At 40.4% G+C, this 22,568-nt stretch carries 18 protein-coding genes; 9 read left to right on the forward strand and 9 right to left on the reverse strand.

The genetic code is table 11. The annotated features are described in order from the left end of the window. Positions 1–90: 90 nt before the first annotated feature. The 5 genes from AC1TO9_RS05655 to AC1TO9_RS05675 form a co-directional block, all read right to left on the reverse strand. Positions 91–2,478, reverse strand: a complete 2,388-nt coding sequence (locus AC1TO9_RS05655; RefSeq protein ID WP_482058828.1) for a GH36-type glycosyl hydrolase domain-containing protein — start codon at positions 2,476–2,478, stop codon at positions 91–93. A gap of 201 nt (positions 2,479–2,679) precedes the next feature. Next, positions 2,680–3,876 carry an acyltransferase gene (locus tag AC1TO9_RS05660; RefSeq protein ID WP_482058619.1) on the reverse strand — a complete coding sequence of 399 codons (1,197 nt, stop codon included), beginning with the start codon at positions 3,874–3,876 and terminating at the stop codon, positions 2,680–2,682. Positions 3,877–4,130: 254 nt separating this feature from the next. After that, positions 4,131–6,641 (reverse strand): ATP-dependent helicase HrpB, encoded by a 2,511-nt coding sequence (gene hrpB, locus AC1TO9_RS05665; RefSeq protein ID WP_482053835.1) that lies wholly within the window; start codon positions 6,639–6,641, stop codon positions 4,131–4,133. 156 nt (positions 6,642–6,797) lie between these two features. After that, a complete protein-coding gene (locus AC1TO9_RS05670; RefSeq protein ID WP_482058620.1) occupies positions 6,798–7,601 on the reverse strand; it encodes an SDR family oxidoreductase in 804 nt (267 codons plus the stop codon). A 66-nt stretch (positions 7,602–7,667) separates the two neighbouring features. After that, entirely contained in the window at positions 7,668–8,465 is a 798-nt protein-coding gene (locus tag AC1TO9_RS05675; protein ID WP_482053837.1) for a hypothetical protein, read from the reverse strand. A gap of 299 nt (positions 8,466–8,764) precedes the next feature. Here AC1TO9_RS05675 and AC1TO9_RS05680 point away from each other — a divergent pair, with 299 nt between their 5' ends. The 5 genes from AC1TO9_RS05680 to AC1TO9_RS05700 all read left to right on the forward strand — a co-directional run bounded on the left by AC1TO9_RS05680 (position 8,765) and on the right by AC1TO9_RS05700 (position 11,692). Continuing rightward, positions 8,765–9,004, forward strand: coding sequence for a hypothetical protein (locus AC1TO9_RS05680; protein WP_482053838.1), 240 nt, complete (start codon positions 8,765–8,767; stop codon positions 9,002–9,004). Between the two features lie 179 nt (positions 9,005–9,183). After that, a complete protein-coding gene (locus AC1TO9_RS05685) occupies positions 9,184–9,513 on the forward strand; it encodes a PadR family transcriptional regulator (RefSeq protein WP_482053839.1) in 330 nt (109 codons plus the stop codon). After that, the gene (locus AC1TO9_RS05690; RefSeq protein WP_482053840.1) at positions 9,506–10,069 is read left to right on the forward strand and encodes an HAAS signaling domain-containing protein; all 564 of its coding nucleotides are present in this window, start codon (positions 9,506–9,508) and stop codon (positions 10,067–10,069) included. The genes AC1TO9_RS05685 and AC1TO9_RS05690 overlap by 8 nt, the downstream gene beginning before the upstream one ends. After that, entirely contained in the window at positions 10,066–10,911 is an 846-nt protein-coding gene (locus AC1TO9_RS05695) for a DUF4097 family beta strand repeat-containing protein (RefSeq protein WP_482053841.1), read from the forward strand. Before AC1TO9_RS05690 ends, AC1TO9_RS05695 begins: the two co-directional genes overlap by 4 nt. Positions 10,912–11,047: 136 nt before the next feature. Continuing rightward, positions 11,048–11,692, forward strand: a complete 645-nt coding sequence (locus tag AC1TO9_RS05700; RefSeq protein ID WP_482058621.1) for an FMN-dependent NADH-azoreductase — start codon at positions 11,048–11,050, stop codon at positions 11,690–11,692. 137 nt (positions 11,693–11,829) lie between these two features. On the opposite strand, the gene AC1TO9_RS05705 is transcribed toward AC1TO9_RS05700, so the two are convergent. Then, positions 11,830–12,504, reverse strand: coding sequence for an HAD family hydrolase (locus tag AC1TO9_RS05705; RefSeq protein ID WP_482053843.1), 675 nt, complete (start codon positions 12,502–12,504; stop codon positions 11,830–11,832). A 171-nt stretch (positions 12,505–12,675) separates the two neighbouring features. Here AC1TO9_RS05705 and AC1TO9_RS05710 point away from each other — a divergent pair, with 171 nt between their 5' ends. Continuing rightward, entirely contained in the window at positions 12,676–13,659 is a 984-nt protein-coding gene (locus tag AC1TO9_RS05710) for a YpdA family putative bacillithiol disulfide reductase (RefSeq protein ID WP_482054473.1), read from the forward strand. Positions 13,660–13,680: 21 nt separating this feature from the next. Continuing rightward, positions 13,681–14,124, forward strand: a complete 444-nt coding sequence (locus tag AC1TO9_RS05715; protein WP_482053844.1) for a DUF441 domain-containing protein — start codon at positions 13,681–13,683, stop codon at positions 14,122–14,124. 93 nt (positions 14,125–14,217) lie between these two features. Here AC1TO9_RS05715 and AC1TO9_RS05720 read toward each other — a convergent pair whose 3' ends face one another. Further along, complete coding sequence (locus AC1TO9_RS05720) at positions 14,218–15,969, reverse strand: ABC transporter ATP-binding protein (RefSeq protein ID WP_482053845.1); 1,752 nt, start codon at positions 15,967–15,969, stop codon at positions 14,218–14,220. A gap of 142 nt (positions 15,970–16,111) precedes the next feature. Further along, positions 16,112–16,411: a HesB/YadR/YfhF family protein gene (locus AC1TO9_RS05725; protein WP_482053846.1), complete on the reverse strand. Its 300-nt coding sequence runs from the start codon at positions 16,409–16,411 to the stop codon at positions 16,112–16,114. Positions 16,412–16,905: 494 nt separating this feature from the next. On the opposite strand from AC1TO9_RS05725, the gene AC1TO9_RS05730 reads away from it, so the two are divergent. Both AC1TO9_RS05730 and AC1TO9_RS05735 read left to right on the forward strand, forming a co-directional pair. Further along, the gene (locus AC1TO9_RS05730; RefSeq protein WP_482058622.1) at positions 16,906–18,663 is read left to right on the forward strand and encodes an ABC transporter ATP-binding protein; all 1,758 of its coding nucleotides are present in this window, start codon (positions 16,906–16,908) and stop codon (positions 18,661–18,663) included. Between the two features lie 48 nt (positions 18,664–18,711). Then, a complete protein-coding gene (locus tag AC1TO9_RS05735; RefSeq protein ID WP_482058829.1) occupies positions 18,712–20,745 on the forward strand; it encodes an ABC transporter ATP-binding protein in 2,034 nt (677 codons plus the stop codon). A 385-nt stretch (positions 20,746–21,130) separates the two neighbouring features. On the opposite strand, the gene AC1TO9_RS05740 is transcribed toward AC1TO9_RS05735, so the two are convergent. Beyond that, positions 21,131–21,949: a hypothetical protein gene (locus tag AC1TO9_RS05740; RefSeq protein ID WP_482058623.1), complete on the reverse strand. Its 819-nt coding sequence runs from the start codon at positions 21,947–21,949 to the stop codon at positions 21,131–21,133. Positions 21,950–22,568: the final 619 nt, after the last annotated feature.

The raw sequence follows: 22,568 nt of genomic DNA on the forward strand, positions 1-22,568 counted from the left end.
ATAATCCCGAGCTAGCCTTAAGTGGTCGCTCGGGATTATATCCAACAATAAAAAGAACAATCTGATCATTTTCCGTGATGTATTTCGAGCTTATTCATTCTGGGACGGAATTTTTACTAGCACTTTATATTCGTTATCTGATTTCAAATCCTTAATGATGCCATCTTCAATATAATTACCATTGACATACACTTCTGTTATACTAACGCCAGATTCCCGCTTCATATCGATATGCAGTTCTGCTCCTCTAAAAAACCGTTTAACCGTAACCTCTTGCCAGTCAGAAGGAAGCTGTGGCTTGATCTGAAGTCCTGCTTTATTCCCCTGTAATCCAAACAGACCATCAATCAGACAGCGATAAACCCACGGAACCGTTCCTGTATTAAATAAATGACTGGAACGTCCAGCAGTATGCGGAATTTGTCTATATGCGCCACGATAATAATTAGGTATAAACACAGGCAATTGACCTCGTCTAATAATATCCTCTGGATCTGGCCCTGGAATCATTTTTCGAAGCAAACGAAACGCATTATCCTTCTCTCCCACGGAGTAAAGCCCATAGATATAAAATGCTGCAGCATGGTTATACACAGCCCCATTCTCTGCCGTTCCTGGATGTTTCTGCGTTACCCTACCTACATCCTCTCGCATCGATGTGTAGGATGGCGCTAGCTTTTCAACACCATATGGTGTTTCTAATTGCTCCCTAACTGCTTGTATCAGTTTCTTTTGTTTCAATTCATCGGCAGCACCGCTTAATAAAGACCACCCTTGAGGATTTATGAAAATCCTGCCTTCCTTATCTTCACTAATACCAAATACAATATTGTCATCCGTTATTCCTCGTGCATACCATTCTCCGTCCCATAAATATTGATTGACTACAGCATTCGTCTCATCAGCTGCCACTTGAAATTCCTTGGCTACATCCAGTCGCCCACTTTGTTCACATATATCCGCCCATACCATAAATGCATATGCCGTAGCAATCGTTAGCCACCCAGAAACACCTTTTCCTTTGTAGCCAACCATATTCATTGGGTCACACCAATCGCCTTGATTAATAAAGTTTAGTCCCCGCTCATCTCTATCACTGATAAGCCAGTGCATCGCACGATTAATATGTTCAAAAATGGAACCCGTTTCCAGACCATCAGCATAAGGAACAATTTCATCCAAAATAGTATAATCATTCGTTTCATCTAAATAAGTACTCAAACAGATGGGCAACCAAACACAATGATCCGTATGAGGGACTTGATTAATATATTTCAGCTCAGCATCCTTATGTAAAATGATGCCATCTGGCATTGCACCGGTTGTACTTTGCTGGCTTAACGCAGTTAGAAATGCATTTCTAGCCATCTGTGGTTTAATATAACTCATCCCCATATTGTCTTGAAGGTAGTTCCGAGTCTGGGGATCTGTCGTAAGTCGGTTGGTTTGGCCATGATAATACATTTGCCGCGGCAACCAGTGATTCACAAAATTATCGAAATCAGCATCCGGTGTTGTGATCTCAATACACCCTCTGCCTTCGCTTACGTATTCAGCATATTCTAATTCAGCTGTAACAAAACCATCATCGCCGCTGGCATCTGTATCTAAGAAGTATTTCTGGCGAATTTGACTAATCTCTTCCTCGTTTTTAGCCGGACCAAATATAAACCGATATGCCTTCTCCTCACCTGGATCTACATCGATTCTATATTGCAGGACAGCAACCGGTGATTCATACCGGGATTCCCCTTTTGACAGCACTTCGTTTTTGATTGCTGACGGTGATGTAATACCACCTTCTCCTTCAAATGCTTCCTGGTTAACTTCCCATGCAGAAGGCTTTTGATCAGCTAATAAAAATGTCTTGTCTTTCAGATTTTTTATCTTATCATAATCTTGATATTTCTGATAAGGCGTAATAGAAGAGCACACAATCCCTTGCAAATCATCCTTGTACTCACCTGATTGATTCATCCATGACATATAGCCTACTGTAAAATAGGGGTAAATGCTTAGTTTTCGTTTATTTGGCGAAAGGTTTTTCACCTTGACTCGCCACAGTTCCATCGGATCCTCTTTAGGTAAGCTCAAACTCATTTCTATCAAAATATCATTACTTTCGATCTTCCATACCATATTATGTTTTCCTACAGAAAATGTATATTTATCAGGGAGTACGCGTACTGGTTCATACGGCGCAGAGAAAATCTCACCACTCACCTCATCCTTCACATAAACAAAACGGCCAGGATGATGGGCATAATAAGGCTGCTCTGGCTGCATAAAAGACTTGGCTTCCAAATTCGGTGCATAGGAGTACTTCCCAGGTTCCGGTTGCATAAACTGAGCTACAGCGTACCCACGACAATTCATATGAATCATCATCTTTTCATTCCATAAAAACCCCGAAGCCTTTGGTAGAAGTGTAGGACTTGTTAGTTCATAATATTCATTATTTTCAGAAGCTCTTATCATCATCGTACCTCTCTTCTATTTAGTTTTTTAACGAAATCACTCTTTTAACACTTCCTCCCATACTATCATTTTAACAGTGTACGTAGATTATTGCTCCATCCAAAATAAGAATATCTTGGGGATATTTAATCTTGAACGCCGCTTGTTCTTCGAGCCGCGGTAATCGATAGCTGCATCTAGATCTTTGATAGAATAACGCTATTAAGAATGACCGTCAGAGCGATTAGTCAAGGCGGTCTTTTTTGAATTCCTTCCCCTTCTATTCCCCTTCATTGGAATTCCACCCAACCATTTCCCCCATGTGAATCTAGATAGCAACTTCATAAGAACATAAGATAACAGAACACATATCACAAAGGAAATCAGCATGCGCAGTAGGATAGGCCAATGTACAAACCATGCCACATCGAATATATAGCTAACTCTAAGCATGAGTGCATGCACTAAATAGGCACCATATGAATATTTTCCAATGGAAAGAATGAATGGACTACTTCGACTTCCATTTTTCACCTTCATCCATGTAGCAAGCATGTATACTACACAAATCGAACTGAGTAGAAAGAACACCATCATAGGCCGGATTAAAGATACTGCATGGAATCCAACTTGGAGCCCTGTAGGTGTTCGGAAGGTTCCCGTAACGAGGATGATATAGTAGATCGTTAAGACTATAAAACTAGATATATAAATCCAACGTCCTCTACGGATCCACTCTTTCCATATGTCTGGTCTTAGACCTGCACATGCTCCAAGTACGAAATAAAAGAAGAAATACAAGAAATTACGATCTGCATATTTCGTAAACATGGCGGTAATAACAGGGATTTGGATAGACGACATCAACTTTCCAATCGCTGAGACTTGACCTGTGAGCCATACATATAGTAATCCAACACCCACAAGACTAACGATGCAAACCGATAGTGATAGTTTCCTTCTCACTTTATTAATCACGTAGCGGAACATTGGAAATAATAGATAGAACTGAAAGATCATAACGACGTACCACAGGTGAGAGCTTGTCTTACCCGTAAACAGCATAGTAAACCATTTCCAGGATTGCTCGATCCAGCCTTGCTGCCAACCATAATTTAAGGAAAAGTACACAAATGACCACAATATGTATGGTATGATGATATCCTTCACTCTCTTTTTCAAGAAAGAAATATAGTTGAATTGGCCTTCATAATTGTAGAATAACACCATTCCGGTTATAAATATAAACACGGGCACCGCAAATTTAGCCAGTATTAATAATACCGTCATGACAACACCATCCCCAAAGCTTACGCCTTCCACATAGGCGAAATGGGCAATGCTATGCTGTAATGCCACAGCCAGAAAGGCCAGACCGCGTAATAACTCTATCTCGGTGATTCTTTTCTTTTTTACCATTGCACTCTCCCATTAATAATGATTTGATACCCTAGAAAATAGCTCATAGCTGATTCTTGTAGAATGAGACTATTACTTCATTCATACGATAAGAATCAAGCCATGAGCTATTATGACCTTAAGTATATAAGTTCAATCCCAACACCCTGAATTTTCAAGTTCTCAATAGCTCTAGGAGCTTCTACTTCTGTCTCAAACACACCAACTATTTTCTTTTCCATGATGAATTCTCCTATAATGATGTCCCAGACCGACTAATGTCGCGGCTTCACCCGTCGAGTCGCCACAGCCTCTAATGGTTCATCCGGCCAGTAATGTTTAGGATAGCGAACTTTCAATTCCTTCTTCACCTCGAAATAAGTACCTCGCCAGAAGCTGGCTAAATCTGAGGTCACCTGTACTGGTCGTTGTGCTGGTGATAATAAATGAAGGATTAAAGGTACTCTACCTCCACCAATACGTGGCGTATCCTGTAATCCGAACATTTCTTGCAATCGCACAGCAACAATCGGTTGAAGTGGATCACTGTAATCGATCGGAATACGTGAACCACTGGGAACCGTCATATGAGTTGGCGCTTTATCATCTAATGCTCGCCGTTGATCCCATGATAGTAGATTCTGTTCGATGATATTCGTTAACTGTAGACGTTGTAGATCATGGCGATTCTTCATACCATAAATAGATAATAACAACCAGTCTTGGAGCGTAGCTAGCAATGCATCGTCTGTCACATCTGGCCATTCAGATGGCGTTAACGTATACATAAATTGTAATCTTTGTCGGAATTGGATCGACATCTTCGTCCATGGAAGTAACTGTAATCCTTCTTGCCGTATTCCTTCTAGTAAGGCGGATGCAACCTCTTCCTCTGGTGGCTTAGCATATGGCTGCTCCTTAATTAAAAGGCTTCCTAGCATCCATCTTCGCCGAGCTTTCACACCCTGCAAATCACGATCCCACGCTACGATATGTTCCTCTTGCATCGATTCCTCTTGATAGCGGTACAACATGGAATCGCTTAAACTTGCAGCAAGTTGCAATCTACCTTCTGTTCCTCGATCGTCTACTACTGCTGCTACGATATATGCTGATCGACTTAGTGGCTGAATCGTAGACATTTCCACACCGCGACCACTACTTAATAGAAATCGACCGTCTCCTCTTCCTTGTCCAATCCGATCTGGATACGCAAAAGATAAGAGCACACCACACCATTCCGTTCCGTCAGTAGACTTTTCCTGAATATGAATCTGTTTCTGAATATTTCGCGCCTCTTGAATAATCCGATGCATCGCTGCAATATCTAAGGAGGAATCATCTAAGTTCGGCAATCCTTGGCTCACCCACATTATTAACTGATCTATTCTATTAGAGATATCACAATGATCAGTAGCTCTTTTTCCTTTGAAAATATCCCGCTCCTGTAGAAGCGCTGCGATCAGACAAGCCAAATATCCACAATGAAGCGGAATCGCCTTCAATATCATATGTGCCAACCGTGGGTGCATCCCCAAATTGACCATTTGGCGACCGTGTGAAGTAATTCGACCTTGTTCATCTAATGCACCGAGTGATTGAAGTAAAGCAACTGCTTGCTCGAATCTCGTCTCACTTGGTGTATCAAGCCAACGTAATTCTTTGGGGTCTTGTACTCCCCATGCGGCAATTTCCAAAGCAAATGATGTTAGGTCAGCACTCATCATCTCAGGTGTGCTATCGTTCTGAAGCGCATCTTGCTCCTGTTGACTCCACAACCTGTAACAAGTACCTGGCTGTGTGCGCCCAGCTCGACCCTTACGCTGATCTGCCGATGCCTTCGATACTTTCATGGTCGTTAAATGAGTCATTCCACTACGTAAGGATAAGGCTTGTGTCCTCATAAGCCCACTATCCACAACAATGGCAACACCTTCGATCGTTAAGCTAGTTTCAGCTATCGAAGTCGCCAGAACGATTTTTCGTTTACCATCAGGTTCAGGTCGGATCGCAGCATCCTGTTCAGGCAATGACAACTGTCCATATAATGTTCTAATGACTATTTGATCTGGTAAAGACATCATTTCTAACTCACGCTTAACTTTGCGTATTTCTCCTACACCCGGAAGAAACGCGAGAACATTGCCTTTGTGGCGGAATAACGCTTGACCAATTACGGACGCTACACCCTTTTCCAATGAGGCATTAACTAATTGAGGGGAATATATCGTTTCTACTGGGAACTGCCGTCCTTTACAATGGATGATAGGTGCATCTTGAAGCAAGGAAGCTACCGGTTCTGCCGCAAGCGTAGCTGACATCACCAGAATCTTTAAATCCTCCCTCAACATCGATTGTGATTCCAATGCTAATGCTAGTCCTAGATCTCCTTGTATATTACGTTCATGAAACTCGTCAAAGATGAGAATTCCTACATCTACTAGCTCTTGATCATGCTGTAGCATACGGGTCAGAATCCCTTCCGTTACGACCTCAATCCGCGTTGACTTCCCAACCTTACTATCCATTCTAACGCGATATCCTACCGTTTCACCCACTCGCTCTCCTAGTTGAGAAGCCATGAAGTGAGCAGCAGAACGTGCAGCTAATCTTCGCGGCTCTAGCATAATAATCTTCTTGCCTTGAAGCCAAGGCTCATTAAGTAATGCCAAAGGGACACATGTTGTCTTCCCTGCACCAGGTTCTGCTATAAGAACAGCTGAAGAATGATGGGTTAATATTTCTTTTAACTGAGGTATAACTTCATATATAGGTAAATCATGCATTATATCTTCTCCATTTGATTTCCATTATTACGTTCTTGCCTATTATATAGCTAAGCCGCATCCGATATCTAGGAAGATATAAGAAAAGAGCATCATCCGTTGAAGGACGATACTCCTGTATACAAGGTTCACAATATAACCTTTTGAACTTTCTCTTTACAGTAGCGATTCGGCACCGTCAATAAAGATTTGCGATCCCGTAATATGGGAAGACTCTTTCGATGCTAGAAAACTTACTAAATTGGCTACTTGTTCTGGTTCTCCAGGACCATCTTCTAGGGGTTGTCTTCCTTCAGGAAATTCAACAGGAATGACAATATCCTTAAGTTCATCTGTTTTTTTCGTACTTTGATCAATGTTGGTCGATATCGCCCCGGGACAAATGACGTTCACACGAATTTTGAACTTAGCAAGTTCAAGTGCCGCCATTTTGGCAAAGGCAACCTGGCCCGCCTTCGATGTACTATAGGCTGACATACCAAAGCTAGAAAACGTACGGTTACCATTAACCGAGCTCGTAATGATAACACTCCCACCATTCTTTTTAAGATGCGGAATCGTATACTTCAATGTTAAGAAGGTTCCATTCAAATTGACACTAAGCGTCTGCTGCCAATCCTCAAGCTTCAATTCCTCGATTGGTGAGAGAACACCATTGATACCTGCGTTTGCAAATACAATATCAACTCCGCCGAACAACTTAACCGTTTCTAGAACCGCCTTTTCCACCCTCACCGCATCCGCAATATCTACATCAAATGCATGTGCTGCGCCTTGGCGAAACTGATTGATCTCAGTTTCCACTTCCGTTGTGCGTTCATCAAGTAAGTCGAATAAGGCCACGTGGGCACCTTGTCGGGCCAATTTTATAGCTGCCGCTCTTCCGATACCTGAACCAGCTCCTGTGACAATAGCCGTCTGACCTGCAAAACATTCTGAATTTATTGTATCCTTACTCATATGAACATCTCCTTTTGGTTTACATATATCTCAGATTACCCAAATAGGAGGGATATTTAATCAAAATCACCATTTAAATTCTAAAAATGCTGCATCTTCTCTTAATCCGTCCGTATGTGGTGCATCAAATAGAATCTGAATTTGTTCATCGGGAAGCCAATCACCTATCGGATCTAGATCGCTAAGACCTTCTGTATACAATTGCAGTCTTATTGGCATTCCATATTCTAAGCGGCTTTGATATATATGTGGCGCTCCACCAACAGGACCATCGGAAGCAGACCACCACTCATCCGTGGTCATCGTTTGTTTGAAGTATTGACTTACCTCGAGCTCGTCCCTCCAATATTTCAAGCGAGATTCACCTTGCCACGCCAACCATATTCTTCCGATAGGGCGTTCTAACGTAGGTAGTTCTAACCGACCACATATATACATCGATTCGAGGCTTTGAAGCTGTAGTTCTTCGAATACTTTCCCCATAAATACTAAGTTTTCCTCTTGTGTAGCCCCTGTGTTCAAATCCTCTAGAGATAATGGCGGAGTATTCTTCAAAAAGGATAAGAAACCAGCAGAGGACCAGTCATCCGTTGTATCTAACCAATCCATTAACATATTCCCTAAATTACGCGAAGCTAAACTTTTTTGGTCGTTCTTACCGATCCCCTTACATAAAGTAAAGTTACATATATCATCTTTCAGATAGACTGCTAAAAAATCCCGACTCATTTCACCTTGCGTAATCTTCTCAATTGCTCTTCCATATCCATATCGGCAAGTCATTAAGCCTTGATAAGAAGATATCTTTTGTTCTTTAGCCTGCGAACTTATGTAACGAAACTTTTCAACTATTTCAGGATTCATGAGCATGATAACCTCCTATACCCCCTTATCGGCGATTATGAAATTGATTCAAGTGAAACTGATACTTTCTTATATTTTAATTAACTATACTACGGACTTCTGTGAAGCACAAAAGAGGATAGTCCTGGGTATATTACCCTATTACAAAACGAATGAACTATTGACTTTCACTCTGTCACAACTTGGACTAATTCGTTTTTAGATTGGATTATTTAACTATTTATAATCTATTTTTAAGGTAATCTTAAGAAACATTCACTAGTATAGAAACAAGACATACCCAGAATGGAGTGATTTCAATGACGATGTTAATCAGTTTTCAAAACAAATTAGTACCCGTTTATTTCGGTACTGATAATAAACAACCTGTACAAAAAACGATGAGACTTCTTAGCAAGACGCTTGAGCTTAAAATTCAAAGCGGCAAAGCAGCCATACAAAAATGTCTGGGATCTCTCATAAGTATCGAAATCGAAGGTTCTGAAGCCATACTGCACAGCAAGAGTGAAGATGACACGTTAGCGTTATCTCTTTATTAATCATATAGCTTTGACCTTAGATAAGTTGGGCGTCTTCCTTTTTTTATGGAAGGCGTTTTTCTGTTTCCGGTATATTGCATTATTCAGTACTATGTATTATACTTTACTTACACACTAGTATCTAATGTTCAGTACTGTTTATAACAACCTACATTATCAAGATTTGAGGGAGCAACCATATGAATGTTAGTATTCAGTTTAAAAAAGGAGTATTGGAGCTCTGCGTACTTGTCCTAATCCAGCGCAAAGATCAGTATGGTTACGAGCTAGCGCAATCCGTATCTAAGTATATTGATGTTGCCGAGGGCGCACTCTATCCTCTATTACGCAGACTCGTGAATGAGAGCTATTGCACCACTTATCTACAAGAGTCCACCGAAGGTCCACCGCGTAAATATTACCGGATTACAGCAGTCGGTAAATCCTATTTGACCGATATGATCTTCGAATGGAAAGACTTTGTTCAGAATGTATCCAATTTAATTGAGGAAGGAACTGAGCATGAATAAACAACAATTTTTATTTATTTTGCAACATCATCTGACCCCCATTTCTGAGGATGAAAGACAAGAGTTACTAGCCGATTATGAATCACACTTCATTCATGGTCTGCAAAATGGAAAGACCGAAGAACAAATAGCACATGAACTAGGTGACCCATTCGAATTAGTTAAAGAAATACTAGGAGATCGATTTACGATACAAGACCCACAAATACAGGCAGTTCATAAAAAACCCATATCGATTACACGTAATATTTTTGTTTATACGGGTCTCTTCTTCATCAATATTATTATCGTTCCATTATTCATTGGCATTTGGTCGACATGGATCGGGTTATGTGCTACAACATTAGCCACCTTGGTCAGTCCTTTTCTACTCATTCCCGAATATTTCATTAATCATGAATTTTCCGTCGCGAAATTATTTGCCTCGATTGTGTGTGTAGGAATCGGCATTTGGTTATTTATAGCGGTCAAGTTCACCTACACATGGCTAGTAAACATGTGCAAATCATACATTAGGTGGAATATAAACATCACTAAAGGAGGGCATTTACAATGAAAAAGAACATGATCCGTCTTGCATTTCTCGGTTTAATACTCATCATTATAGGATTCGTAGGTATGTCAATGAATAAATTCAACTTTGGTAATGAACTTACGGAGTATCAAAAAAAGTGGACGATTGAGGATAATGTACTTACTCAACTTATTGTGAATAGTGATTACAACACTGATATTACATTTGTGCAAAGTACAGACGGTACTCAAACGGTAGAATTGAAAGGATCATTTGAGGATAAAGTGATCTCTAAGTTGAACCAAATTCATCCTCAGGATGAACAATTTGAAATCAATATCGATGATGATTCCATTCATTTCTTTCAGTTATCGTTCAAATCCCATAAAGTTACTCTAACGGTGTCTTTACCTGATCTGAATCAGCTTCAAGAAGTGGGTATTCATTTCAAATCAAGCAATGGAACAATTACCAATTTGAACTCATACAATGCTGAGATCACAGCAAATTCCGGTAATTTAACACTCCAATCCATTGTTGCAGACCAGCTTAGAATCGAATCAAGTTCTGGCGATGTGACTGGAACTGACATCCAAGCTCCTGCAATTGTCTCCATTAAATCAGGAAATATTAATATAACTGATTACTCGGGCATAGGTACATTCAGTGCCCGATCTGGCAATATTAAGTTAACGCAAAAGGGTTCTTCATCATTAGATATCTCAGCTAATTCAGGTAATGTAACGTTAACGGTAGATCCTGATTTCAAAGGTTCCTATGATCTAAATGCTAGATCAGGTAATATTAAATCGCCAGAATCGCTAAGATTGTCTGATGACCTCATCAAGGTTCGTACTTCCTCTGGCAATATCCGAATCGAGTAACTTAAATCTGCGGATCATGCAAGAAACTTTGACAACCTATAAATAGTATAGTACTATATTAAAGAAAGTAAGTAGTATATATAGAGTGGATAGGAATTAAAAAAACCATAAACAGATATAGAGGAGAGTTTACAAAATGAACGTATTAGTAGTTAAAGCAAACAACCGCCCAGCGACAGAGGCCATTTCAAGTAAAATGTATGAAACCTTCATGGCAGCATTAGAAGGGAAAAACGTAAATGTAACAATTTACGATGTTTTTGAAGAAGATACACCTTACTTCGGTCAAGATCTATTCAACGCTTTCGGTAAAGTACAGAACGGTGGCGAATTAACAGACGTTGAATCACGCCTTTTAGCTGCAAAGCAAAAAGCAATGGACGTTATCTCAGCTGCAGACGTAATCGTATTCGCGTTCCCATTATGGAACTTAACAATCCCAGCTAAATTACAAACATTCATCGATTATGTATATGCTGCTGGATTCGCATTCAAATATGACGCTTCAGGTAACATGGTTCAACTCATGACAGATAAGAAGGCAATCTTCTTGAGCGCTCGTGGTGGTTTCTACTCAGCACCGGAAGCTGCTCCAATGGAAATGGCTGTTAACTACATGCGCAACGTATTCGCTGGCGTATTCGGTATGCAAATCATTGATGAAGTCATCATCGAAGGTCACAATGCAGCTCCTGATAAAGCACAAGAGATCATTTCTGCAGGTATGGAAGAAGTTAAAGCTTCTGCACAACGTGTAGTAGATCTAGCTGTTAAAGCTTAATTGTTGTCCTAATCATACGTTATCAAATAGAGACGCCCCTATTTCACAGATTTCACTGGAAATAGGGGCGTTTCTTATTTACCGGATTTCGATCCTTCTTATCCAGCGTTGTTCAGTGAGTAGAACGCACTTCATGTTCAAATGATCTCCATCAACTCATTCAATTGATCAATCGTCTTCCATGGCTTCATTCCAAGCGAGTCATCCCACAGGTGGTTCCGCCGCAACCAAATCCCACGAATCCCTGCCTGATTGGCTCCCCAAATATCATTTACAGGATGGTCTCCAACAAACACCGTATGCTCTGCTGGCATTTGAAGCTCATCTAATGCCATTTGGTAAATTCGTTGATCTGGTTTCTTCATACCCGCATCTTCAGATACAATCACCGTATGGAATAACTCCCGGAGTTGTAAAACATCTATCTTCTTATACTGATTATGGTGTGGACCATTCGTCATGATCCCCATGCGATAACCACGATACTTACAATATGCCAATACTTCCTCTACATAATCCATTCGACATGCGTGCGTCATATAGTGTTTGTTATAATATGCTTCAATTTCATGTGCTGTAACTGGATCCTTCCAAGGAAGAACCTCCACCATTTCTGCGAAAAAACCTTGTTTATCCCGATATCCATCTGCATCTCTTACTTTAAGATCTATTATTATTTCATCCTGTAGGTGACCATTCAAGTGCCCCAAATGCTCACCTACAAATTGTTCTGTGAATTTACGAAATGTCATATCTCGGTCCATTAATGTATTATCCAAATCAAAAATAACAGCTTTTATATGCAAAACCATTCTCTCCCCTCGCTATCAAAAGCATATCATATACCCCAAACCACTTCTATGATGATCACAAACTATGATGACATTCTGTTCGATTCCTTTGAGTTTCTGGCATTCAACTTGCTTTTAGGGTAGGATTATAATGTTTGAACTACACATATCGCTACATTACTAAGGAGGTTCATTATGCAAGACGTCATCATTATTGGAGCTGGTCCCTGCGGGCTGTCGGCAGCGATAGAATGCAACCGCCGTGGACTATCCACACATATTATTGAGAAACACCATATTGTTCGTTCTATATTTCTATATCCTACATATATGCAATTCTTCAGTACAGCTGAAATGCTGGAGATTGGGGATATTCCTTTTACTACACCGAATGATAAACCTTACCGCCACGAGGCCCTATCCTATTATCGTAGGGTAGCCTCTCATTTCGAACTAAATATTACGTCTTATGAGGAAGCTATTTCTATTGAACGACATGAGAATGGATATTTCACAGTTCATACGAAAGACCGACGCGGGCAAGAGAAGCATCATCAAGGGAAGCATGTCGTTATTGCAACAGGTTATTTCGATCATCCTAACTATATTGGTATTCCAGGAGAAGACCTACCCAAAGTAACTCACTATTTCCGCGAGGCTCATCCTTATACAGGTACAAAAGTAGCTATTATTGGGGGAAGTAACTCTGCCGTAGATGCAGCGTTGGAACTCAGCCGTGTAGGTGCTGAAGTGACTGTTGTATATCGTGGAGAGACGATTTCTAACAATATCAAACCTTGGGTTCGCCCCCTATTTGAAGGACTTATTCAGAAAGGTAGCGTTACTCTTCACATGAATTCGAAAGTGACTGAAATTCGAGAAGATGCTGTCGTTATTACAACAAATGATGGAGAGCAATTTATCGTAGATAATCACTTTGTACTTGCGCTAACAGGGTTTCATCCCGACCGGAAGTTACTTGCTTCCTCAGGCGTACAATTAGGTGGAGATATGGAGAAGCCTGTCTTTAACCCTAATACGATGGAAAGTTCAGTGCCTGGACTTTATGTCGCTGGCGTCATTGCATCTGGAAGCAATGCAAACGAAGTATTTATTGAGACGGGTCGTGTGCACGGACGATTAATTGCTGAACATATCCGTCCCACTCACAATTAATATGAAAGTAGGGATCGATTCATGGATGTCACATCACTCATCTTATTGGGAATGGCTGGCTTAGGAATAGTAAGTAACAATACATCCATATCCGTAGCCATGGTCGTCTTGCTTCTGATTCGGGTTACTCGACTTACACAAGTATTTCCTTGGTTAGAGAAATACGGATTAACCATCGGGATTATTATTCTAACTATTGGCGTTATGTCACCTTTGGCTAGCGGAACGATCAGCATCTCTACCATTACTTCATCTTTTCTACACTGGCAATCGCTACTGGCGATATCCATTGGCATTCTAGTCGCTTATCTCGGTGGCCGTGGTGTTACCCTCATGGGTAATAACCCAACCATTGTAGCAGGATTGCTTGTAGGCACTGTATTGGGCGTTGCTCTATTTCGCGGCGTCCCTGTCGGACCGCTTATTGCCGCTGGCATTCTGTCTTTGTTGATTGGTAAAGGCTAGAGCATGATAGAAACTTGTATTTGAACAAAAAAAAAAGACGCTTTAGCTTATATAAGCTAAAGCGCCTTTTTTTCATATCAATCAACTATTCAGTCAAACATCCAAATGCTGCACGTTATACAATCGAGCATAACTTCCATCCAGCTCCATCAATTCTTGATGACTTCCGCTCTCGGTGATGCTTCCGTTCTCAAGAACAACGATTGTATCTGCATGCGTGATGGTCGACAATCGATGAGCCACAATTAACGTCGTACGGTTCGAAGATAAGGACTGTAAAGACTGCTGAATAAGATGCTCAGATTCCAAATCCAAAGCCGAAGTCGCCTCATCCAGTATCAGAATATCAGGGTCCTTCAGAAAGACACGGGCGATAGCTAAACGTTGCTTCTGCCCACCCGATAATTTAACTCCGCGTTCTCCAACCTCTGTATCATAACCTTTTGGCAAATTCATAATAAACTCATGAGCATTCGCTGCAATCGATGCTGCTACAATATCATCGTATCCCGCATCTGGATTGCCTAATAGAATATTCTCCTTCACAGACCCGCTGAATAAGAAGTTATCTTGAAGTACCATTCCGATTTTACTTCGCAGACTTTCCTGGGTAAGATCCTGAATATTCTGACCATTAACCAATATTCCGCCTTTTTGAATATCGTAGAATCGAGCAATCAAGCTAATCAGTGAAGATTTCCCTCCACCGCTCATCCCAACGAAAGCCACGGTCTCTCCCGCTTTAATATCTAGATTTATATCTTGTAGAACCCAATCATTCTTCTCATTATATTTAAACCATACATGGTCAAACGTAATCTGTTGAGCCTGACCTTTCAATTTCTTAGCATGTGGGGCATCCACGATATCATAAGGCTCGTCCATCAATTCCATCACTCTTTCTAAAGAGGCAGATGCTTGAGTGAGCACCGTAGATGAACTGATTAAACGTCTCAACGGGGCATACAAACGGTCTAAGTAACCAAAGAATGCTACAAAGGTACCTAATGTCAGATTCCCTTGAATCACTTGGTATCCACCATATCCAATGACCAGAATCGGTGAAATATCCGTTATCGTATTAATGACTGCGAATGTGATCGCATTCCAACGTGTCTGTGCCAAAGCCTTATTAAGAAAGTTACCATTGATACCTTCAAATTTATTCTGATCGTATTTCTCTAGAGTGAAGCTTCGTATAACAGAGATCCCATGAATTCTTTCGTGTAGATAGGATTGAATACCTGCTAATGCTTGTGAACGATCCTTTGTAAGACTTTTCAATCTTTTATAAAGAATCTTTACAGCGATAGCGTACAGGGGTAGCATCGAAATGGCGACTAAAGCCAACATAGGGTCCAGATAGAATATGACAACTAATACGAATACAAGCGTAAACATGTCCAACCATATATTCATCATCCCGACTTCTACAATGTTCTTCGTCTGCTCCACATCGTTAATGAAACGCGATATGACTTCGCCCGCTTTCGTATTCTGATAATACCGAAGCGATAACTTTTGTAAGTGTGAGTACAAACGATTTCGTAAATCAAATAAAACCTTATTCGTAATAAGTTGGGCGAAATACTGACGTAAATACTCAACAGGCCCTCTAATAATAACGAATAGTATTAATGCTCCACCAAGAACCTTCATCAATTGTGACACTTTTTCTTGCATCGAAAGTGGTGAATTTCCTGTCAATAAATCATCGACTACATATTTCATGATCATCGGTAAAGTTAATGGAATACTGAACTTAATCATCCCAATAATCAGCGTAATAATAATTAATTTCATATACGGCTTTATAAATTTAAAATAGGCTTTCCATTGCTCCAATGATTATACTTCCCCTTTCGAAAGGATCACGATATCTCGTTATTATCCCTTCACTTCTCTAATAAAATACAACTTACCATTTAAACACAACCAAAAACTCCTTTCCTTGTCGAAAAGGAGTTCTTTATATAAATTCCAAATACTATTGTTTAATCTCTTCATACACATAGTCAATATCATCATGAGGCTCTACATAATTAACGACTAGATCATAACCTTTAAGGTACCATAAATCCCGCTCTTCCAAATAAAAGCGAATTCCTTCTACATCTTGATATAACGTACCATTAGTCGGTTTCTCTACAGAGATGCCCAGTGAGAATCCTGGATGTAGTCCTCCTCCGGAACTATAACGCGGAAAAAACCTTACGGAATCACCGATGTTTAAATTTAACTCTCTCACATACCAACGCGCTGCATCTGCACTCATTACAATGTTCATGAAATCCAACTCCTTTACGTTCTGTATTCCAATGTGTGTCTCTCTATCATACCTGAAGCCGCATCAAAAATACATACACCCCCTCTACCTCGTAATAAATACGAACAGACACTCTCCTTAAAATAAAAATTGACAAATTTGATGACATGATGATAGAATTCTTGCGATACGAGATCTACAAAAATTTACAAAGGAAGGGTGAGTAACATGTTCAATCAGATGATTAGAGCTTTTCAACACAATACGGCTTATAAACTACAATTGAATATTGGAGTAACCCTGCTGGTGGATTAATTCTAAAGAAGTCATGTGTGCTTCTTAGAATTTCTGAATTAAATATTCTACGTTGGCGGCGGTTGCTCAATCAACCGTACGCATGATAACTTTAGCATTTCAAAAGACATATCGTCCGTTCACGGATGGTATGTCTTTTTTTGTGTCCAACTTGGGTGTTAAATTCATCAGCAGTTTCAACTTGAGAGGAAGTGATTGTTTTGTTTTCTGTTTTAAAAAAGCTAGGTTGGTTTTTCCGCCAAGAAAAAAAGCGCTATATCATTGGTTTAATTACGCTGATCTTATGTGGAGTAGGTGAGTTGTTACCACCTCGTTTACTTGGAAATGCGATTGATGATATCGTTACAGGCTCTATTACAGGTCCTTCACTTTTTCGCTATATCGCATTGATTATTATCATTCTAATTGCTATCTACCTGATCACTTACATATGGATGCATAGATTGTTTGGTGGTGCTAACCTTGTCGAGCGGATTCTCCGTACGCGGTATATGAATCATTTACTTGGTATGACCCCGGCTTTCTTCGAACGAAATCGTACAGGTGATTTGATGGCTAGAGCAACGAACGACCTTCGTTCCGTCGCTTCAACAGCTGGTTTCGGAATATTAGTCATGGCAGATTCAACCGTATATTTATTCGTTATTCTGTTCGCCATGGGATTCCTCATTAGCTGGCAGTTAACGTTAGCAGCGATTATCCCGCTTCCCTTTATCGCTCTTGCGATGAAGATTTATGGAAAAATCGTACATGAACGTTACTCTTTAGCACAGGATGCCTTTGGAGATATGAATGACCAAGTTCTCGAATCTGTTGCCGGAGTGCGCGTTATTCGTGCTTATGTTCAAGAAAGATCAGACCAACAACATTTTCAGAGCATCACGGATGATGTGTATCGCAAAAATATGAGTGTAGCTAAAGTGGATGCCTTTTTTGAGCCTACGATTCGACTGTGTGTCGGTCTAAGCTATGTGATTGGTCTTACTTATGGGATTTATCTTGTGTTCAGAAATCAGATTACCCTTGGGGATCTTGTGTCATTTAATATGTACCTTGGGATGATGATCTGGCCAATGTTCGCCATTGGTGAATTAATTAATATTATGCAACGGGGTAGCGCCTCTCTCGATCGTGTCGATGAAATTCTATCCGTCACACCGGATGTGGATGACGTTGCTCATCCTACGACTGTTGGTGATCCACAGCGTATTGAGCTCCGGGATATTACTTTCCGTTATCCTACTTCAACGGTAGATAATTTGAAGAATATTCAGTTAACACTCCAAAAGGGGCAGACACTTGGCGTAGTTGGACGTACCGGAAGTGGTAAATCCACTTTACTGAAGCAGTTTCTTCATGAATACCCTGCAGGCGACGGAGAGCTTCTTATCTCCGATATCCCTATACAACAAATCGCTAAGCACGAACTTCATAGCTGGATCGGATATGTACCGCAGGAACAAATATTGTTCTCTAGATCTGTACGTGAGAACATTCAATACGGCTTACAAGACGCAAGTGATTCCTTCATTATGGATGCCATCGCAACCGCTGCCTTCGAGAATGATCTGACTACCCTTTCAGATGGTCTAGATACCCTTGTAGGTGAGAAAGGGGTCGCCCTTTCTGGGGGACAGAAGCAACGTGTCGCGTTAGCAAGAGCATTTATTGGAAATCCTGAAATTCTCATTCTAGATGACGCACTTTCTGCCGTTGATGCAAGAACAGAAGCACGAATTATTGAGAATATCAGACTCAAACGCGCTGGCAAAACAACGCTCATATCCACTCACCGCTTATCCGCTGTGGAGCATGCTGACTGGATTGTCGTGCTTGAGGAAGGTAACATTATCGAAGAAGGGACTCACGAAGAGCTGTTAGCTCTAAGGGGTTGGTATCATGAACAATTTGAACGTCAACAAGTAGAGAACAAACTAGGCACTGAGGAGGTGACTTAATTGAACATAGGAAAACGGTTGTTCCAGTACGCTCTTACGGCTAAAGTAATGTTCATAGCCGCTATATTCACATTATGTATAGGCGTTGCCGCAGAACTTGCGGGACCTTTTATAGCTAAAGCGATGATCGATGACCATATGCTCGGTATTGAACAGCCATTCTTTGAGACGGATTCGCCTACATCAGAAGGAGCCGTTCTATATGAAGGTCATTATTACAAGCGCGGCGAAAGATTCGCCGAGAATGAGAATAAAGGTCAAGAAGTCCGTATTCTCCAGAAAGGTAAGACTTTCTATTTTATCAATCAAGCAGTAGAAGTTGCTAATGGAAAAAGAGTCGTTATCGATGGGCAGATGACCATTTCAAATGGATCTCTAGAGTCCACTTATCCAGTCAAGGCATTAACAGCCGACCAACTTTTCACCTTTTACAAACCAGAAATACCTGGCATTATGAAGCTCGTTGGATTATATCTCTTACTACTATTGGTCACCATCTTCACGGAATTTGGTAAGACGTACTGGCTACAGTCTTCAGCTAACAAAGTGATTCAGAAATTGCGGACAGATGTATACGCCCATATTCAACGACTTCCAGTCCATTTCTTCGATAACTTACCTGCTGGAAAGGTCGTTTCTAGAATTACCAACGATACCGAAGCTGTAAAAGATTTATTCGTAGCTGTACTTGCCAACTTCAGCTCGGGTATCGTCTATATTACAGGCGTGTATATTGCTCTATTCATACTTGATGTGCGACTTGGGCTTGTATGCCTGTTCGTCATTCCGATCTTAATCGTGTGGATTATTCTGTATCGTAAATACGCAACGAAATTCAATACGATTATTCGCTCTCGTCTAAGTGAGATCAATGCGATCATCAATGAGTCGATTCAAGGGATGTCCATCATTCGTATATTCCGACGCCAGCAACAAACGAAGGATGAATTCGAGACACTGAATCAAGATTACATGAAATATCAGAATAAGATGCTGAACCTCAATGCGTTTACAACCCATAATTTGGTCAATGTATTACGCAGCTTCTCATTTGCCGTATTGCTAGCGTATTTCGGATTCGGCTCACTCAGTGGTACCAATGTTGTATCGCTTGGTGTTCTATATGCCTTCGTTGATGTTCTCGGTCGGTTATTCCAACCCATCACGGGCATGGTGAACCAACTTGCTGCGCTTGATTCTTCTATGGTATCTGCAGGGAGAGTGTTCGAGCTAATGGATGAGCCAGGGGAAGAGGTTACAGATGGTACTATGCCACGCTACAAAGGAAATGTAGAATTCAAGGATGTCTCCTTCGCTTATAAAAAAGATTATGTTCTCAAAAATATTTCCTTTGAAGCGAAGCAAGGTCAGACGGTTGCGCTGGTAGGTCATACTGGTTCAGGGAAAAGTTCCATCATTAATCTATTATTCCGCTTCTATGATCCACAGAAAGGAAGCATAACGATTGATGGTCAGGAAGTGACTGATATCCCTAAACAATGGCTACGCCATCATATGGGAATTGTATTGCAGGATCCTTATCTCTTCACTGGTACGGTTGCATCGAATGTCAGCCTAGGTGACGAGAAAATATCCCGTGAACAAATCGAGAAGGCCTTGTGTGATGTGGGTGCTGAGCGTATACTTGCCCACTTACCTAAAGGATTCGATGAGCCCGTTGTGGAGAAAGGAAGTACATTATCCGCTGGGCAGCGCCAACTGATCTCCTTCGCACGCGCACTTGCATTCGATCCAGCGATCCTTATTCTTGATGAAGCTACCGCCAACATTGATACCGAGACGGAAAGCCTCATTCAGTCGGCCCTTGAGGTCCTGAAGAGAGGTCGCACAACATTCATTATCGCTCACCGTCTTTCTACCATCCGCAGTGCAGACCAGATTCTCGTATTACACCGTGGAGAGATCGTTGAACGAGGTAGTCATGACGAACTCTTAGCACTTGGCGGTCGTTACTTCCAATTGTATCAACTACAACTGGGAAGCATCTTACCACAACCTACTGGATCTGAGCATGTAGAAGAATCTTCTAGGCAACCTGTTCAATCCGTGCCTAGTATATAAAATAACAGATGACCTGACAACAAGGTATTACTCCTTTTAAAGAATCGCTCTGTTAAAGTTCAATGTTGATATTAGACATAGAAGTAGAAATAGATCTTCCATAAAATTGGAAGTTCTATTTCTAATTATTAGCTTATTAACCTAACGTTACCCGTCAGCGTAATGGATGATGGTTGTACAAGAGAGAACGCTAGTCGAATTACCTGAATTCAAGAAACTTTAAAATACAAATGACGTTAGTAGAAATTCTTAAATACGCTGTTTAGTGCTTTCATTACTACGACTATCAACGAATAAAAATCAAGCAACGTAATTATCAAGATACTTGAACAAATATAAAACGGCTGTCGAAGCAACCGCTATTCCACTATCGTTTCCCGATAGATTAGTTTAAAAATTCGGGGATAAAGTCATCTTTTATACTCATTAAGCCATCTCCGTGATTCACTTCAATTACATGTTCATTACCTTTTTCGTCTTCTGCCACGAATACAAAACGATTAGTATAGCGAATCGACATGTCTCCCGAATCAAAGAAATCCTCATAATTCATTATTGTCTTTTCAGCAACCCAACTTGGAACCTCGATATCATCTGGATTCAAAAATCCAGCCAATTCAGTTGCCTTCCCCTTACTAATATGGTCTAAGTATTGGAGAACCATTTCTTCTGCATAAGGAAAATACCGAACATAGGGATTATGATAGACTTTACTGCCATCTACATCATAACGAATTACTAACGAGTTCTCTTCATTATTTTCATTAAGGTTCTTGTCCAATAAAATGAATTCATACTGTCCTACTTGAGGGTTCATAGCAAATCCATCGTAATTGATTTGAACAGATAATGTATCCAGATCAAAATTCACATCGAAGCCTTCAATTATTTTATTTGCTCCTTCTATATCCAATTGTGTAGTGTTAAGAAGCTGTATTAATTTATCCGCATCTTTTTCCTTAATAATCTCACTAAACTCTTGTGCATCTTTTACCGCCTTAATTTCACCATTACTTTTGTTCTCTTGACTTGCTTCTAGTGTGACACTGCTATTGATGCTTTTATCGATATTACCGATCCTATTTTCTCCTTTATCTTCGTTCAATTTGACTTCTTCGATATTTCTTTTATACGACTCATTTTGTCTTGAGCACCCAGCTAAAATTAAGAGTACACAGAATAAAATTAATATACTTCGATTCATTAACTCGCCCCCTTCATCTTCAATATCTTAGACGGAGCATATAGAGTAATTTTGCGTTAACCTGCCCGTTCGTTGAATAAGAAATAACATTTATATCGTGAATTTAGCTAGCATAAGTGTATCATATTATTCCATATTTTGTACTATATTTCCTTTGATAATCAATTCTTTCAAAGTGACTTCATTTCTCTGATGCTGAATACTTTCCTATGTAAGCCTTTAGATGTATTCCGCGTAAATAGCGGGGGAAGGAAGACCCACGAGAACGGAATAAGAGCCTAAACAACACTTACATTAGCAGTAAAGGCTAGATTGTGAGAATTAAGTGCCTAGATGACAGTTGAAATCGGGAGAAACGCGGAAAATTGGGTTTTCCGAATAATTAGATGTTGTTTGGGCAGCTAAAGTGGTGGAAAGAGGAATGGCAATGGATTTAGAGGTCAAATTTGCAACTAACTACGTGATACCCTCGCTATAGCAATAGAAATATAAGATAACAAGTGCGAGTAGTTGCAGAAATCAGTACTTACAGAAAACAATGGATGTTGTATGAAGTAGCGAAGATGACGGAATTATCCTGAAGAAGCGGTAGCGCTCGCCTACAAGCTTTCCGTAGGAA

It is taken from the genome of Paenibacillus sp. Y916 (assembly GCF_056786435.1).

What these genes read in the sequence shown, in the direction of transcription:
- AC1TO9_RS05675 (WP_482053837.1), bottom strand. Translation starts at nt 8,465, where the DNA reads ATGAATCCTGAAATAGTTGAAAAGTTTCGTTACATAAGTTCGCAGGCT.
- AC1TO9_RS05695 (WP_482053841.1), top strand. Translation starts at nt 10,066, where the DNA reads ATGAAAAAGAACATGATCCGTCTTGCATTTCTCGGTTTAATACTCATC.
- AC1TO9_RS05670 (WP_482058620.1), bottom strand. Translation starts at nt 7,601, where the DNA reads ATGAGTAAGGATACAATAAATTCAGAATGTTTTGCAGGTCAGACGGCT.
- AC1TO9_RS05685 (WP_482053839.1), top strand. Translation starts at nt 9,184, where the DNA reads ATGAATGTTAGTATTCAGTTTAAAAAAGGAGTATTGGAGCTCTGCGTA.
- AC1TO9_RS05740 (WP_482058623.1), bottom strand. Translation starts at nt 21,949, where the DNA reads ATGAATCGAAGTATATTAATTTTATTCTGTGTACTCTTAATTTTAGCT.
- AC1TO9_RS05660 (WP_482058619.1), bottom strand. Translation starts at nt 3,876, where the DNA reads ATGGTAAAAAAGAAAAGAATCACCGAGATAGAGTTATTACGCGGTCTG.
- hrpB (WP_482053835.1), bottom strand. Translation starts at nt 6,641, where the DNA reads ATGCATGATTTACCTATATATGAAGTTATACCTCAGTTAAAAGAAATA.
- AC1TO9_RS05700 (WP_482058621.1), top strand. Translation starts at nt 11,048, where the DNA reads ATGAACGTATTAGTAGTTAAAGCAAACAACCGCCCAGCGACAGAGGCC.
- AC1TO9_RS05690 (WP_482053840.1), top strand. Translation starts at nt 9,506, where the DNA reads ATGAATAAACAACAATTTTTATTTATTTTGCAACATCATCTGACCCCC.
- AC1TO9_RS05655 (WP_482058828.1), bottom strand. Translation starts at nt 2,478, where the DNA reads ATGATAAGAGCTTCTGAAAATAATGAATATTATGAACTAACAAGTCCT.
- AC1TO9_RS05725 (WP_482053846.1), bottom strand. Translation starts at nt 16,411, where the DNA reads ATGAACATTGTAATGAGTGCAGATGCAGCGCGTTGGTATGTGAGAGAG.
- AC1TO9_RS05715 (WP_482053844.1), top strand. Translation starts at nt 13,681, where the DNA reads ATGGATGTCACATCACTCATCTTATTGGGAATGGCTGGCTTAGGAATA.
- AC1TO9_RS05705 (WP_482053843.1), bottom strand. Translation starts at nt 12,504, where the DNA reads ATGGTTTTGCATATAAAAGCTGTTATTTTTGATTTGGATAATACATTA.
- AC1TO9_RS05680 (WP_482053838.1), top strand. Translation starts at nt 8,765, where the DNA reads ATGACGATGTTAATCAGTTTTCAAAACAAATTAGTACCCGTTTATTTC.
- AC1TO9_RS05735 (WP_482058829.1), top strand. Translation starts at nt 18,712, where the DNA reads ATGTTCATAGCCGCTATATTCACATTATGTATAGGCGTTGCCGCAGAA.